At 69.2% G+C, this 13689-nt stretch carries 13 protein-coding genes; 7 read left to right on the top strand and 6 right to left on the bottom strand.

Annotation, left to right across the window (positions count from 1 at the left end):
* Positions 1–68 precede the first annotated feature (68 nt).
* The 3 genes from JOD27_RS31640 to JOD27_RS31630 are packed head-to-tail and all read left to right on the top strand — an operon-like array spanning position 69 to position 1887.
* Complete coding sequence (locus JOD27_RS31640) at positions 69–485, top strand: DUF742 domain-containing protein (RefSeq protein ID WP_307830440.1); 417 nt, start codon at positions 69–71, stop codon at positions 483–485.
* Positions 466–1083, top strand: a complete 618-nt coding sequence (locus JOD27_RS31635; RefSeq protein ID WP_204765972.1) for a GTP-binding protein — start codon at positions 466–468, stop codon at positions 1081–1083. Before JOD27_RS31640 ends, JOD27_RS31635 begins: the two co-directional genes overlap by 20 nt.
* 60 nt (positions 1084–1143) lie before the next feature.
* Positions 1144–1887 (top strand): DUF5919 domain-containing protein, encoded by a 744-nt coding sequence (locus JOD27_RS31630; protein ID WP_204765971.1) that lies wholly within the window; start codon positions 1144–1146, stop codon positions 1885–1887.
* Here the strand turns inward: JOD27_RS31630 and JOD27_RS31625 are convergent.
* Positions 1824–2345, bottom strand: a complete 522-nt coding sequence (locus tag JOD27_RS31625) for a hypothetical protein (RefSeq protein ID WP_204765970.1) — start codon at positions 2343–2345, stop codon at positions 1824–1826. The two genes, JOD27_RS31630 and JOD27_RS31625, sit on opposite strands and share 64 nt — an antisense overlap.
* Before the next feature lie 137 nt (positions 2346–2482).
* Here JOD27_RS31625 and JOD27_RS31620 point away from each other — a divergent pair, with 137 nt between their 5' ends.
* Together JOD27_RS31620 and JOD27_RS31615 are read left to right on the top strand one after the other, a co-directional pair.
* Positions 2483–2947, top strand: coding sequence for a GbsR/MarR family transcriptional regulator (locus JOD27_RS31620; protein ID WP_204765969.1), 465 nt, complete (start codon positions 2483–2485; stop codon positions 2945–2947).
* A gap of 10 nt (positions 2948–2957) precedes the next feature.
* Positions 2958–4061 (top strand): ankyrin repeat domain-containing protein, encoded by a 1104-nt coding sequence (locus JOD27_RS31615; protein ID WP_204765968.1) that lies wholly within the window; start codon positions 2958–2960, stop codon positions 4059–4061.
* On the opposite strand, the gene JOD27_RS31610 is transcribed toward JOD27_RS31615, so the two are convergent.
* The 3 genes from JOD27_RS31610 to JOD27_RS31600 are packed head-to-tail and all read right to left on the bottom strand — an operon-like array spanning position 4040 to position 6662.
* Positions 4040–4966, bottom strand: a complete 927-nt coding sequence (locus tag JOD27_RS31610; protein WP_204766142.1) for a COX15/CtaA family protein — start codon at positions 4964–4966, stop codon at positions 4040–4042. The genes JOD27_RS31615 and JOD27_RS31610 overlap by 22 nt on opposite strands.
* Positions 4967–4977: 11 nt before the next feature.
* Positions 4978–5676 (bottom strand): ABC transporter permease, encoded by a 699-nt coding sequence (locus tag JOD27_RS31605; protein ID WP_204766141.1) that lies wholly within the window; start codon positions 5674–5676, stop codon positions 4978–4980.
* A 56-nt stretch (positions 5677–5732) separates the two neighbouring features.
* Entirely contained in the window at positions 5733–6662 is a 930-nt protein-coding gene (locus JOD27_RS31600; protein WP_307830438.1) for an ABC transporter ATP-binding protein, read from the bottom strand.
* Positions 6663–6901: 239 nt separating this feature from the next.
* Here JOD27_RS31600 and JOD27_RS31595 point away from each other — a divergent pair, with 239 nt between their 5' ends.
* The gene (locus JOD27_RS31595) at positions 6902–7444 is read left to right on the top strand and encodes a DUF998 domain-containing protein (RefSeq protein WP_307830437.1); all 543 of its coding nucleotides are present in this window, start codon (positions 6902–6904) and stop codon (positions 7442–7444) included.
* Positions 7441–9432, top strand: coding sequence for a glycosyltransferase (locus tag JOD27_RS31590; protein ID WP_204765966.1), 1992 nt, complete (start codon positions 7441–7443; stop codon positions 9430–9432). Before JOD27_RS31595 ends, JOD27_RS31590 begins: the two co-directional genes overlap by 4 nt.
* Here JOD27_RS31590 and JOD27_RS31585 read toward each other — a convergent pair.
* Both JOD27_RS31585 and JOD27_RS31580 read right to left on the bottom strand, forming a co-directional pair.
* Complete coding sequence (locus JOD27_RS31585) at positions 9413–13072, bottom strand: patatin-like protein (RefSeq protein ID WP_204765965.1); 3660 nt, start codon at positions 13070–13072, stop codon at positions 9413–9415. The genes JOD27_RS31590 and JOD27_RS31585 overlap by 20 nt on opposite strands.
* A gap of 298 nt (positions 13073–13370) precedes the next feature.
* Complete coding sequence (locus JOD27_RS31580; protein ID WP_204765964.1) at positions 13371–13682, bottom strand: EthD family reductase; 312 nt, start codon at positions 13680–13682, stop codon at positions 13371–13373.
* Between the last annotated feature and the right edge of the window lie 7 nt (positions 13683–13689).

The raw sequence follows: 13689 nt of genomic DNA, 5'->3' as shown, positions 1-13689 counted from the left end.
CGTTCGCCGACCTGTTGAACGGGTTCTCCCTGGATTCGGGTCGAAAGCGGACGCGCGGTGCGTCCCCCGTGCCCGAGCGGGAAGCGACTCCCGTTGCACCGCAGGAAGAAAAACCGGTGTTCGAGCCCTCGGTTCCCGAGAGCCCGGACGCCTCGATCGTGCGTGCATATGCCTGGACGGGCGGGCGCACACGGTCGAACATCAACCTCGAGATCGAGACACTTGTCTCCGCCAATGATCAGAGTCGCCAGTCTGCGGGTATCTTGCAGGCTGAGCACCAACACGTTGTCGAGCTGTGCCGCTCGCCGCGATCCGTCGCGGAGGTGGCCGCACTGATGCGCCTCCCGCTGGGAGTCGTCAAGGTACTGCTCGGCGACATGGCGGAACGAGGTCTGGTGGACGTGCACCAGACCGCTTCCGCGGGAGGTGTCGCGCCGGACCTCGGGTTGATGGAGAGAGTGCTGAGTGGACTACGTCGGCTCTAGATTTCCCGATTTCGGGCCCCCTGGGCCGCCTGGTCGGGAGCTGACTTCGGCCAAGATCGTCGTCGCCGGTGGCTTCGGCGTCGGCAAGAGCACCTTCATCAGGACGATCGTGGAAAACGATCTGCTGACCATGACAGCGCTCCCACCGGAGCGCGCCGGTCTGGTCACCGAGCTGGTGCGCATCCAGTTCGGCCGGGTGTGGCTCGATCCGGGCCTCGCCCTGCACCTCTTCGTGGCGCCGCAGTGGCAGGATCCGCGCGCGGGCTGGAACGACGTGGTGCGCGGCGCCGTCGGCGCGGTGGTGCTGTTCGACGTGATGCGTCCCGCGGACTCCGTGGACGCCATGCGGTACTTCGAGGATCACCGGATTCCGTACGTGCTGGCGTTGAACAACGTGCACGCGTCTGTCCGGTCGGACGTGAAGGCCATCATCCGCGGGATGGGCATCGCGCCCGAGGTTCCCGTGGTGAACTGCGATCCGCGGGTGCGGTTGTCGGTGCGCGAGACGCTGATCTCGCTGGCGGAACACGCGAAGCTGGACCGGTGGCGCCGTCGGCCCGGTCCCGACGAGACCACGCCGCTCGCACCCGTCTGCTGACTTGAGATCATGGAGCTGGGAGGCCTCTGCCTCCCAGCTCCTTGTGCATCGGGGGTCGGGTTGAGCGGCTGGATCGGCAGGGCACGGGCGTTCGTCACCGACGACAATCTCGACCTCTACCTCCTCGCCCTGGTGGGCCTGGTCTTCACCGTCCTCGGCATCACGGGCCTGTCCGACGTCACGACGCTGGCCTCGGCCGTCCTCGCCCTCCTGGCGATCCTCGCCTTCTCGCAGATCAAGTCGAGAAAGCTGACCCAGCAGATCAACGGAGCCCGCAGCGGTGCCGTCGCGCTGCGCGGCGAGTTCCCGGCGGACCTGATCGACCGCCGCGCGAACGCCTCCGACATCCTCCTGATCGGTCTCACGATGACCAGGACCGTGCAGGGCATGCGCACCGACCTGCCCGCCGTGCTGAAGACCGGTGGGCGGGTGCGCGTGCTGGTGCTCGATCCCGCCGACGAGCGCCTGATGGCGATCGCGGACCGGCACCGGTCGCACTCCCAGGGCGTCGAGCACCTGCGTACCAGGATCCGGGCGACGCTCGACGACCTCACCGCGCTGCGGGAGCGGCACGGCGGCCGGCTGGAGATCCGGGTACTGTCCACCATCCCGTCCGCGGGCTTCAACTGCCTGGACGTGCGCAAGCCGAACGGTGTCGTGTGCGTGCAGCACTACGAGTTCCACCCCGAGGGTGAAGCGGCTCCGATCATGGTGCTGTCGAAGAACGACGCTCCCTGGTATCAGCGTTTCGGCGCGGAGGCCGAGCGGCTGTGGGAGTCCGGCGCGGACTGGCCGCGGAACTGACGCAGATCGGCCAGCTGCCGGGTGTGCGCCGGCACGTGGTTCGAGGCGAGCCCGTTGACGAGATCGGCGAGCGGGACGGGCTGGTCCAGCAGGAGCTCGTCGTTCGACATGAGGAACGACGGCACGAGCACCGCGGCGGCCTGCTCGGTGAGCCGATCGGCGATGTCGCAGAGGATGGCCGCCTGGTCACGGACGCGCGCGATCAGCGCGGTCCTGCCGGGGTGCTCGGCGATGATCCGGTCGAGGTTCCAGCGGTCGAGGCAGATCCGGTTGTCGAAAGTGGGGCGTGCGCCGGACATCACGCCGAGCACGACGGCGGCGGTCGCGGCGTCGACGCTGAGCATGTGGGCCAGCACCTGGTCGGCGTTCCACCCGCCGTCGGAGGCCTCGCCGAGGTCGGGTGAAACCGCCACGTCGAAGAACTTCTCGTAGGCGCTGCGAAGAGCGGTCGTGTCCATCGGTACGTCCTTGTCTGCAAAGAGATGTGCAACCGATGGTTGCACGTTGCGTCCGGCATGTGCAACCAAAAGTTGCGCAAAGGCATTGACAAGATCGCTACGATGACTTCAGTGTTGACCGAAAGAAAGGCTCCGTCATGAGCGTGGGCAGGGAAACCCGGCTGTCCGCCTGGATCGAGCGGTTCGCGGCCCACTTCGCCGAGGAGGGCATTCCGCTGATCGGCGGCCGCATCCTCGGCTATCTCCTGATCTGCCAACCGGTGGAGCGCACGGCGGCTGAACTCTCCCAGGAGCTCGAAGCGAGCAGCGGGTCGATCAGCACGAACCTCAAGTACCTCGTCAACGTCGGCCTGGTGACCAAGCGGACCCGGCGCGGCAGGCAGGCTGCCGAGTACCGGATCAACGAGAAGGCCTGGTCGGAGTTCGTACAGCGAAAGCTCAACGCGATCGCGAGCGTGCAGACGCTGACCGACGACGGCATGCGGCTGCTCAGCGGTGATCCGGAGCGCGCGATGCGGCTGCGGACGGTCGACCACCTCTACGGTTGGCTCTCGGCGGAACTTCCGGCTTTGTGGGAGCGCAGGCCCGCGTCACCCAAGTAGCTTGGGATGCATGTGGCACCCGTTTCGCGACGACATCGAGTACTACGAGGAGCGGGCCAGAGGGCTGCTCGCCTCGGCGTGGGACGGTGTGCCCGGCGCACTCGAGGTCTTCGACGACGTGCCGCTGACGGACGAGGGCGCACACACCGTTCTCGCCCAGGCCCACGGCTGTGCGGACTGGAAGGCGTTCAAGGCGCACATCCGCATGCCGCGCCCGTTCGCCCGCGCCTACCAGGCCGTCGAGCTGCAGCACCCCGATGAGCTGAAGGCGATCATCACGCGCGACCCGTGGCTCGTGAAAGCCAGTGGTACCAACGGGAACGACCTGCTCGGCCTCTCCGCCGCCAAGTGCGACGAGCGGCTCGTCAGGGTGTTGCTCGACGACGGCGCGGACGTCAACCACCAGAACGTGCACGGCTGGACGGCGTTGCACCAGGCGGCCTACCAGGACCTCCCGCAGCTGGCCCAGCTCCTGCTCGACCGCGGCGCCCGCACCGATCTCGAAGCCCGCGGCGAGGGCGGCACCCCGCTCGCCGTCGCGTTGTTCTGGGGCAACTCCGAGACCGCGGAACTGCTGGCACAGCACGGAGTTCACCCGCCTAACCTGCGCACCGCGGCCGGCCTCGGCAACCTCGACCTCGCCACCGAGCCGGAGACGAAGCGCGGCTATTACCGGCCGCACAGCGGTTTCCCGCGCTGGTGGCCGACGAACGACCCGCAGGAAGTCCTCGACGAGGCGCTGTCGTGGGCTGCCCGCAACGACCGCACCGAGGTGTTCGGCGACCTGCTGAAGCGCGGCGCCAGGATCGACGCGGACGTCTACCGCGGCACCGCACTGGCGTGGGCGGCGTGGTGCGGACTGGAGAACGCGACCCGCGCTCTCCTGGACCTGGGCGCGAATCCCAACCAGCGCACGGGTTTCGGCGGCCCGATGCACGGCGAGGGCGTCACGGCGCTGCACCTGGCGGCCGAACGCGGCCACCTGCCGATCATCCGGATCCTGCTCGACGCGGGCGCCGACCCGACCATCAGGGACGCGAACTTCGACTCGACCCCCGCGAACTGGGCCGGGCACAACAACCAGGGCGACGCTCAGGCCTTGCTGAGCGCCTGATCGCCGGGAGCGGGCAGCTCTACCTCGTGCGTCCGCTCACGCGACGACGTCCACAACGCCGCCGTGGCAACGACAACCGCACCGGCACCGAGCACGTGGAGCGACACGAGTACCTCCGGCACGCCAGTCCAGTACTGCACCATGCCCAGCGCGCCCTGAGCGAGGACGACGCCGACGAGCGTCCAGTACGCGCGGGTGCGCGTGAAGAACCCGACCGCGATCAGCAGTCCCAGGAACAGGAACAGCAGGTCCGCGTGGATCTGGGCGAGCGTCGCGACCTCGATGCCCAGGCGCGGCGTCGACGCGTCACCGGCGTGCGGCCCGGCGGCCGTGACCCAGGTGCCCGCGAGCAGCAGCGCGCCGAGCACGGCGGCCATGACCACCTGGAGCTTCTGCAACGGTGCCGGCACGAGCAGCCGGGCGGGACCGTCGCCCTCGGACAGCGAGCGGACGAGCAGCGCGGCGAGCCACACCAGGGCCATCGAGATCATGAAGTGGACGGACACGGTGTACCAGGCGAGCCCGGCCAGCACCGTGACGCCGCCGACGACCGCCTGCAGCGCCACGCCACCGAGCTGGATGAGCGCGAGCGTCAGCACCCGCTTGCGGCGCGGCAGGTGGAACCACGCCGCCAGCACGCAGAGACCCGCGATGACGCCGACGACCCCCGTCAGCGTCCGGTTGCCGAACTCGACCCACTGGTGCAGGGCGGCGACCTCGGGGTGCTGCACCGGCACGACGCTGCCCTCGACGCACTGGGGCCACGTCGGGCAGCCCAGTCCGGAGCCGGTCACGCGGACGATCGAACCGGTCACCGCGATTCCGGCCTGCGCGATGACGACGGCAATCGCGAGCGCGCGCTGCCAGGAAACGAGAAGGGCGGTCAGCTTCGACACGCCTTTGATGGTAGGTGTCCTCAGGTGAGCTTCGTCGTCCGGGTGGCCAGTGCTCCGGCCACAACGCCCCAGGCCACGAGCACTGCGACGGGGCCCACACCCGGTGCCGTGCCGTACACCACAGAGGTTTCCAGCGCCTGCGCGAGAGCAGCCGACGGCAACAGGTGCACGAAGCCGACCGGCACCGACAACGCCACACCGCCGACCATCAGCAGCACGAACCACACGATGTTCGCCAGCGCCAGCACGATCTCGGCCCGCAACGCGCCACCCAGCAGCACACCCAGCGCACCGAACGACAACGTGCCCAGGATGATCAGCAGGATCACCCACGGCAAACCGGACAGCGGGAAGCGCCACCCGAGGATCAACGCGGTGATGCCCAGCAACAGGATCTGGATCGCCACGACGGCCAGCGCGCCGCACACCCGTCCGGCCACGAGCAGCCACCGCGGCAACGCCGAAGCCGCCAGCCGCTTGAGCACGCCGTAGCGCCGGTCGAACCCGAGCGCGATGGCCTGCCCGGTGAACGCCGACGAGATGATCGCCAGCGCGAAGATCCGGGCCGTGGCCGAACCGACGCGCGGCTCGGGCATCGGGATCACCGACATCAAGCTGAGAGCGACGAGGAGCGCCAGCGGGATGATGACGGTGAGCAGGATCTGCTCGCCGTTGCGCAGCGTCAGCAACGCCTCGGTGCGCGCGTGTGCGAACAGCATCTTCGGCAGCGACCCGCGGCCGGGCGCGGGCGTGAAGGTGCCGGGAGCGAAGGTGGTCACGAACGCAGCTCCCTGCCGGTCAGCTCCAGGAAAACGTCTTCGAGGCTGCGCTTGGCCACGGTCAGCTCCTCGGCCAGCACACCCTGCTGCGCGCACCACGACGTGACGGTCGACACGACCTGCGGGTCGATCAGGCCCTCCACGACGTACGTGCCCCGCGTCGCCTCGCGCACCTTCAGCCCCTCGGGCAGTGCGGCGGACAGCAACGAGGTGTCGAGCCCCGGACGGGCGCGGAACCGCAGCTGCTGGTCGTCGGCGCGGTTCGCGGTCAGCTCGGACGGCGAGCCCTGCGCCACGACACGACCCTCGTCGATGATCACGACGTTGTCGGCCAGCGCTTCGGCCTCGTCCATGAGGTGTGTCGTCAGCAGCACGGACACACCGTCGTCCTTCAACGCGCCCACGAGGTCCCACACCAGCCGGCGCGCCTGCGGGTCCATGCCCGCGGTCGGTTCGTCCAGGAACACGAGCTCGGGGCGTCCGACCAACGCGCACGCGAGCGACAACCGCTGCTGCTGACCGCCGGAGAGCCTCTTGTACGGGGTCCGGGCTGCGCCGGCGAGCCCGAGCACCTCGATCAGCCACTTCGGCTCGAGCGGGTGCGCCGCGCACGCCGCGACGAGGTTCAGCATCTCCTCGGCGCGAATGCCGGGATACCCGCCGCCGCCCTGCGGCATCACGCCGATGCGCGGCCGCAGCGACTCGTCGGACGGAGAGAGCCCGAGCACGCGCACAGTGCCGTCGTCCGCCGAGCGGAAGCCCTCGCAGATCTCGACGGTCGTCGTCTTGCCCGCGCCGTTGGGGCCGAGGAGGGCCAGCACGGTGCCGGGAGGCTGAACGAGGTCGAGGCCGTCGACGGCGGTCTTCGAGCCGTACCTCTTGACCAGCCCCGACACTTCCACCGCAGGCTGGGGATTCGGGCTCACGAACGGCAAGCCTAGGCGGTCCCGCCTGCTGAACGGCACGCGGGGACCCCACGTACCCCAGGAGAGTACGAAAGCTCCCCGCGTACTCCTGAAGGACGGCTGAAGAGGGTGGGGCTGGCCCTACCCCGGGGACTCAGGGACACCTCAGGGTTTGCTCGGGGGAGTTCCCCATTGGTTGATCAACGCCGTCACAAGAGACTTTTCTCGTGCTCGAGACGGGGGCGGACAGACGGGGACTCGTGGTCGGGGGACTGGTGTTGTCACTTGTTCCGATTTTCTACCTGCATGTGGTGTCGGCAGGGCAGTTGAACCCGATCACGGACGTGATCAGCGACTACGTGTTCGTTCACAACGGCACGGGCTGGCTGGCCGCGACCTCACTCAGCCTCGCCGCCATCTCGATGTTGCTCGCTGTCAACCTGAGAGGTGTAGGCAGGTCAGCGCAGTGGCTGATCGGCATCTGGTCGGCGGGCCTGACCGTGTCGACGATCTTCCCGACCGATCCGACGGGGGCGCCGACGTCCATGTCGGGCTACATCCACAGGTACGCCGGCGCGGTGATGTTCGTGGCGTTGCCCGCGGCCGGTGTGCTCATCGCCCGCAAATTTCCGGCTCTGCTCGGTATCGCAATAACGGCCAGCGTGTCGAGTGCGGCATTTCTGGTCAGTCACGTTTCGTTCGCCGGATTCGAGGCGCGCGGACTGACCGAACGCGTTTTGTTCGCATCCCTTTACGGACTTCTCTTCGCCATCGCGGCCCTACAGGTTAGGCGCACGACATGACCCTGCTCGCCATTGCGCTCGCCGTGTGCGGCGCCGTGTGCTTCGCGCTCGCGGCTCGCCTGCAGCACGACGCGGTCGCCGAGACCGGTGCACGGGTCATCGTCCTGCGCCAGCCGCGCTGGCTCGGTGGCCTCGCCCTGCTCGTCGCCGGTGCGGGGGTGCACGCGGTCGCGCTCGGCATGGCGCCGCTCACCGTCGTCCAGCCGATCGGCGTGCTCGCGATCGGGATGACCGCGTTGCTGGACCGCCGTTTCCGCGAGCTTCCGGCGATCCTGATCACAACCGTGGGCGTCGGGGCGTTCGTGTTCCTCGCCTCCGGCAGCGCGACCGCCACGCAAGTCGCGCCTGATGCCGAGCTGACAGCCGGTTTCGTGGTCCTCGGCGCGATCGCGGTGCCTGGGGTGATCGCCGCTCTCACGACGAACGCGCGCGTTCGGGCCGTGGCGTTCGCATCGGCTGGTGGTGTCGCGTACGGGTACGTGTCCGTGCTCATGCGGGCCGTCTCGCAGTCGGTTCAGCAAGGCGGGTTCGGGTTCGCGCACGTCGCGTCCGTGCTCGGTATCGCACTCTCGCTCGCCGTCGGCGGCTGGCTCGTCCAGCACGCCTACGCCGGCGGGCCCCCTCATCTCGCCGTCGCCTGCCTGACCGTGGTGGATCCGCTGGTCGCGGTCGGCATCGGCGCCTTCCTGCTCGGCGAGGCCGCGCACCTGTCCCCGTGGACCGGTGCCGCGCTGATCGCCTGCGCGCTCGCCGCAGCCAGCGGTGTGTTCGCCCTCGTCCGTCAACCACAACGTGTGTCGAATACTCGATCGGAGCTTCCCGTGAACACCTCCAGCGCGCTGCGCGTCGTCATCGCCGCCGACACGTTCCCGCCGGACGTCAACGGAGCCGCGCGGTTCGCCCAGCGCCTCGCCATCGGCCTCGCGTCCCGCGGACACGACGTCCACGTCATCGCACCGGACTCGCCCAGGGCCACCGAGATCGAGGGCGTGACCGTGCACCGGCTGCGCTCGCACCGGCTGCCGTTCTACCCGGACTTCCGGTTCTGCCTTCCGTGGCAGGCGTCGAAGGAGGCCGACGAGCTGATCAAGTCGCTCAAGCCGGACGTCGTGCACGTCCAAGCACACTTCGTGGTGGGCCGGTTCGTCCTGAACTCCGCCGTCGCCCAGGGCATTCCCACGCTCGCCACGAACCACTTCATGCCGGAGAACCTGTTCAGCCACGCGCACGTGCCGGCGTTCCTGCAGGGCATGGCCCGCAAGTTCGCCTACCGCGACCTGGCGCGCGTGTTCGGGCGGGCCGACCTCGTCACCGCGCCGACGCCGCGTGCCGTGCAGTTGTTGCACGACAGCGGTTTCCCGGAGCGCGCGGTGCCGGTGTCGTGCGGCATCGACATCTCCCGCTACCAGCGGTCCGTGACGCACAACGACCGCCCGACCGCGTTGTTCGTCGGCCGGCTGGACGAGGAGAAGCGCGTCGACGAGTTCCTGCGCGCGCTGGCCCGCGTGCCCGGCGCGTTCGGCGAGATCGTCGGCGACGGCACGTGCCGCGCCGAGTGGGAGCTCCTGGCCCGCGACCTGGAGATCACGAACCGCGTGAAGTTCCACGGCTTCGTGTCCGAGGACGACCTGCTCGACGCGTACGCCCGCTGCGACCTGTTCGTCATGCCCGGTGTGGCCGAGCTGCAGAGCCTCGCCACGATGGAGGCGATGGCCGCGGGCAAGCCGGTGATCGCCGCGAACGCGATGGCGTTGCCGCACCTCGTGCACACCGGCCGCAACGGCTGGCTGTTCGAGCCGGGTGACGTGAACCAGCTGGCGCAGCGCCTGCACACGCTGGTCCACGACGCGCCCATGCGGGCCCGGATGGGCGCCGCCAGCAGCGAGATCATCTCGCACCACGCGCTGGCGGCGACCCTGGATCGCTTCGAGGCCCTCTACGCACGGGCGATGGGCCGCACGGCACCCGTCATCGCACTGGCGGCCTGAGCTTCTGCTCGATCCGTTGGGCGACAACGAGTCCGGCGGGGGAGAGGGTGAGCTTCGAGGGGTGCTCGCCCTCTCCCCTGATGAGGAACCGGTAGAGCGAGGCGTGGCCCTCCAGCCGCTCGCGCAACGTCTCCGCGATGTCGCAGTCGTCCGGGTAGATCGCCGGAATCGCCTCGCCGACGAGCTGCCGGCGGATCCTGCGGCGTTCCGCCCGCGGCACGTACCAGGACGTGATCAGCAGCAACGTCAGCCCGAACGCCAGTGCCGTGCCGATCACCGCCTGCCGGCCCCACCCGTGCGGGCCGATGATCAGCAGGACGTCGGCGATCGCGAGGTAGCCGACTCCGTAGACAGCGGCCCAGCCCGCCGTCGCCGCGGCGGGCGGCTCCGCTCGTTCCGTGCCCCAGACACCTTCGACCCGGCGCCAGCGCTGCAACGACTTGCCGCCGCCCAGCGCCATCCAGATGCCGAACACTCCACAGAGGACGGACGTCGGGATCACCAGCCAGGGCTTGGTGTGCAGCTCGAACCGCCAGATGCCCCAGACTCCTCCCGCCGCCACCAGCGCGATCAGAACCTGCTTCCAGCGGCGCTTGACGATGTCCATCGGCCTGAAGTCGGCCAGCACCGCCAGCGGTGTGCGGATCGGCGCCGGGAGCGAACCCAGCACCAGCAACGCCGTGACGACCAGCGCCACACCGGCCACCGTGACGGTGCCCGTCGTGATCTCCGAGCGGTCGTCTGGCAGTCTGTCGACCGCCACGGCCACCAACGGGATCACCGGTGACAGCAGCACCAGCCCGTGCAGCATCGTGCCGCTTCTCAGTGCCGCGTAACCGAAAGCGGCGAGGAGACTGGCCGCACCGATCGCCGCGCCCGGCCCTGCCGCCCACGTCGGCAGCATGCCGAACAACGCCATCACGACCAGCGCGCCACCGACCGCGAGGCCGAGCAACCCCAGGAACTGAGCCAGGTTCCCGCCTCTGGTGAGCCCTGTGATCGTCCAGTACGGGAGCAGCGCCGCGCCCCTGACCGTGCGGGTGATCGGCCGGACCGCCCGCAGTCCCGCCCGTTCGGAGTCGGCGACCGTGACCGCGACAGCAGCTGCGGTCGCGGCCGTGCGGATCATCTGGTCCGACGCGGCTTCCTGGGTGAGGGGCTCGCGGCCGATCCCGGCGCGGTCGAACGCGGTGAGCGCCGCCATGCCCAACGTGACCGTGTGCTCCTGCGGGTACTCCAGACGTCGGAGCATGTCCGCGTGTTCCTCCAGGAACAGCTCACCTCGTGAGCGCTTGTCGGCGCCGTCGCCTCGATCGGCGATGATCGCGCCCCTCAGCCGGGGGAGCTCCTCGCAGATGATCCGCCAGTGCAGGCCCCACGCGGCCAGTTCGGCGAGCTTCATCGACGACGGCGACAGCTCGTGCTCCGCCTCGTAGATGCCCTGCAGCTCCTTCTTGGCCTCCTCGGCGCACACCGCCACCTGCATCGGCAGCTCGGGCCCGAACATCGTCTTGATCACCGTGTCGACCACGGCCGCCGCGCGCTGCTCGGTCGTGCGCTGGTCGTCTTCCGGCCGCCCGAGCAGGTCCATCCTGCGCAGCCGGCGCGGGTCGAACAGCACCCGGCACAGCATCGTGGCGCCGTCGAGCCGGCCCCAGATCCAGTCGTTGACCCGCCACGACCGCTTGAGGAACCCGGAGAACCGCGACAGCGACGCCCCGCCCGCCTTGTCGTCGGCGGTGATCGACTGCCGCGCGAACGCGTTGCGCGTCTGCAACGACACCTGGACCAGCTCGACCGGCGTGTCCAAGCCGGTCGACGCGTCGTCCGACAGGCACGTGCCCGCGATCTCCAGGGCGAGCAGGCGACTGAGCCACCGTTCGCCGTCGCTCAGCCCGGCTTCCTGATCCGTGGCCTCGGGGTCGAGCAGCGCGTGCCAGCAGCCGAGCCCGCCGAGCTTGAGCCGGTGCTCGTCGAGGTCGTACATCACCCGCTGGGCCTCGCCGACGATCCGCCCGATCTCGGCGACCTGTGCCTTGACCTCCAGCCCGAGATGTCCGTCGATCATGTGCTCGTGGTAGCTCGCTAGCCGCCCGGTCCAGTACTCCTCGCCGAGCGAGTCCGACGGCTTCCACGCGAACAGCTCGGTCCGCAGCCTGCGCAGCTCCGCGCGAACCTGGTGCAACTCCCGCCGCGTCCTCGCGATCTCGTCGGCCTGCCCGTCCGGAGCCACCCACACGATCCGCTTGAGCAGGTCGAGCGCCGACGCGCCGAGCCGCTCGGCCATCGTGATGCCCCACTCCCAGCCGAGGTCCTCGCGGCACACCGTGCTCGGCAGCTTCACCCCCGGCACGTACGGCAGCACACCGTGCTTCTTCTTCCACTTGCGCTGAGCCGTCTCCGCCGCCCTGCGCGCCCGCTCGAACGACCAGTTGGCGGGATTCCCCTTGGGCAGCGCGAACTGCTGCGCGGTGAGCTGCCGTGCCGCGAGCCGGATCTCGACGTCCTCATAGTGCCCGAAGAGCTTGTCCGCCAACGAGTACACCTCGTCGACGACGTTCTCCCCACCCGCGTGCAACCGCTCCAGCAACGCCATCCGCCCACCGCGACTGCTCGCGGCACGCCGGTTGTGCTCCTCGATCTTCTCGACGTACGTGCGCCCGGCCTGACTGGACATGGCGCTCAGCAACTTGGCGCCAGAACTGACCGTCGTCATCGCCTTGTCGACCGTGTCCGCCTGCGGCTCGGACCCCAACGGCTCGGCGTGCGGGAACACCAGCAACATCACCCTGCGCACCGGCCCGTCCGCGGGCATCCGGTCGATGGCCTCCAGCGCCTCCTTGGTGGGCGTGTTGACCAGCACCCCGCCATCGACCGCGAACCTGCTCCGGTCTCCACCGTTGGCCCAGCTGGCGACGTCCCCCATGTCAGGCCGGTCGGGCGTGGCCTGCCCTCCGACGGGGATGAAGCTGGGCTCGAACGCGAACGGGAAGCTGGCGGAGCTGCGCGCGGCCAGTGCCAGCTGCAGCACACGGTGGTCGAGCGTGTCGGCGGTGAAGTCGTCCCGCGTGTCCTCCGACACCCAGTTGTAGGGGTCGCGCCGGAACGAGAACGAGCCCTGGTGCACCGACTGCGTCAGCGGCTGCCCCAGATCGTCGTACGTGATGGTCGGAACACCCCCGAGCAGCGTGGTGGTGATCCTCAGATCGATCGGCCGCTCGTTGGGCTCGGTGGGCTCGAAGTCCGCCGTGAGCCTGGCCAGCGCCTCCTGCAGTCTCGGCAGGAAGAACTCGTCCCCTTTGAGCAAGCTCGCAGGCTCACCCCGGAACGGCGTCCTGAGCAGCTGCTCCATCCGCCCCTGCTCGGCCCACAGATCCCGCAGCCTGCTGAGATCGGCCTGCTTGTTGACCTGCGACAACGCCAGCGCGGCCCCGTTGATGCCCCCGGCCGACGTGCCGGCGATGACATCCGCTCTCGCGGTGCAGCCCACGAGGTCGAGCAACGGCTGATACGTCGTCCCAGCCCTGGTCAGCCGGTCCAGCTCCAGCACAACGCCGCCCATCCAGACGGCGAGGCTCACCCCACCGTTGAGCACGACGGCGAAGCGGACCTCTTCCCGCGACATGGGTTGCTCGGTCATGCCGCACCACCCCCTCCGGCTTCGATCTTCCCCCTAGGGAGTACTCGTCGGCCGAAGGGATGTGGTTACTGGCCCGGTTGCACCAGTGGTCCGGCCTGGCGGTCCGGTGCCGGTTCCAGCGTGGTCGCTTGAGCGCTTTACCGGGACGGGTCATTTCATCGCCGCTTCGCGACGATTGCGATTGGCGCTTGACTTCGGGGCCCTTGCGAGGCGCTGGTCGGCCTCAAAAAGCCGGGCATGTAAAGCGCCCGGCCGATCCGAACACGGAAGCACCTCGCACCCAAAGTCATCTAAAGGCTCAGGCGATGCCGTCCTGCACCGGATAGTGGATGACGATCGCACCACCGGTGGCGTAGTTGGCGACGTCTGCCGCCGCCTGCCGGCCTTGCGGAGACGCCCTCGCCGCGGTCATTGCCTCGGCGTCGGCGAACTCCGCTTCGAAGATCGCGAAATACGGCGTCTGTCCCTGCGTCGCTGCCACGTCGAAGCTGTAGCGCCACGCGAGCAGGCCGGGCATGCGCATGACCAGTGGGAGATGGGTGGTCACGTAGTAGTCGCGGAAGTGGTCGGGATCGGCGGGCTGGGGATACAGGACAACCAGCTTGTGCATGAGAACC

Source organism: Lentzea nigeriaca (genome assembly GCF_016907955.1).
GTDB lineage: Bacteria > Actinomycetota > Actinomycetes > Mycobacteriales > Pseudonocardiaceae > Lentzea > Lentzea nigeriaca.
The sequence above is the reverse complement of the archived record's forward strand: the minus strand, read 5'-3'. Positions and strand labels throughout refer to the sequence as shown.

What these genes read in the sequence shown, in the direction of transcription:
- JOD27_RS31580 (WP_204765964.1), bottom strand. Translation starts at nt 13,682, where the DNA reads ATGCACAAGCTGGTTGTCCTGTATCCCCAGCCCGCCGATCCCGACCAC.
- JOD27_RS31590 (WP_204765966.1), top strand. Translation starts at nt 7,441, where the DNA reads ATGACCCTGCTCGCCATTGCGCTCGCCGTGTGCGGCGCCGTGTGCTTC.
- JOD27_RS31615 (WP_204765968.1), top strand. Translation starts at nt 2,958, where the DNA reads ATGTGGCACCCGTTTCGCGACGACATCGAGTACTACGAGGAGCGGGCC.
- JOD27_RS31620 (WP_204765969.1), top strand. Translation starts at nt 2,483, where the DNA reads ATGAGCGTGGGCAGGGAAACCCGGCTGTCCGCCTGGATCGAGCGGTTC.
- JOD27_RS31625 (WP_204765970.1), bottom strand. Translation starts at nt 2,345, where the DNA reads ATGGACACGACCGCTCTTCGCAGCGCCTACGAGAAGTTCTTCGACGTG.
- JOD27_RS31585 (WP_204765965.1), bottom strand. Translation starts at nt 13,072, where the DNA reads ATGACCGAGCAACCCATGTCGCGGGAAGAGGTCCGCTTCGCCGTCGTG.
- JOD27_RS31605 (WP_204766141.1), bottom strand. Translation starts at nt 5,676, where the DNA reads ATGCTGTTCGCACACGCGCGCACCGAGGCGTTGCTGACGCTGCGCAAC.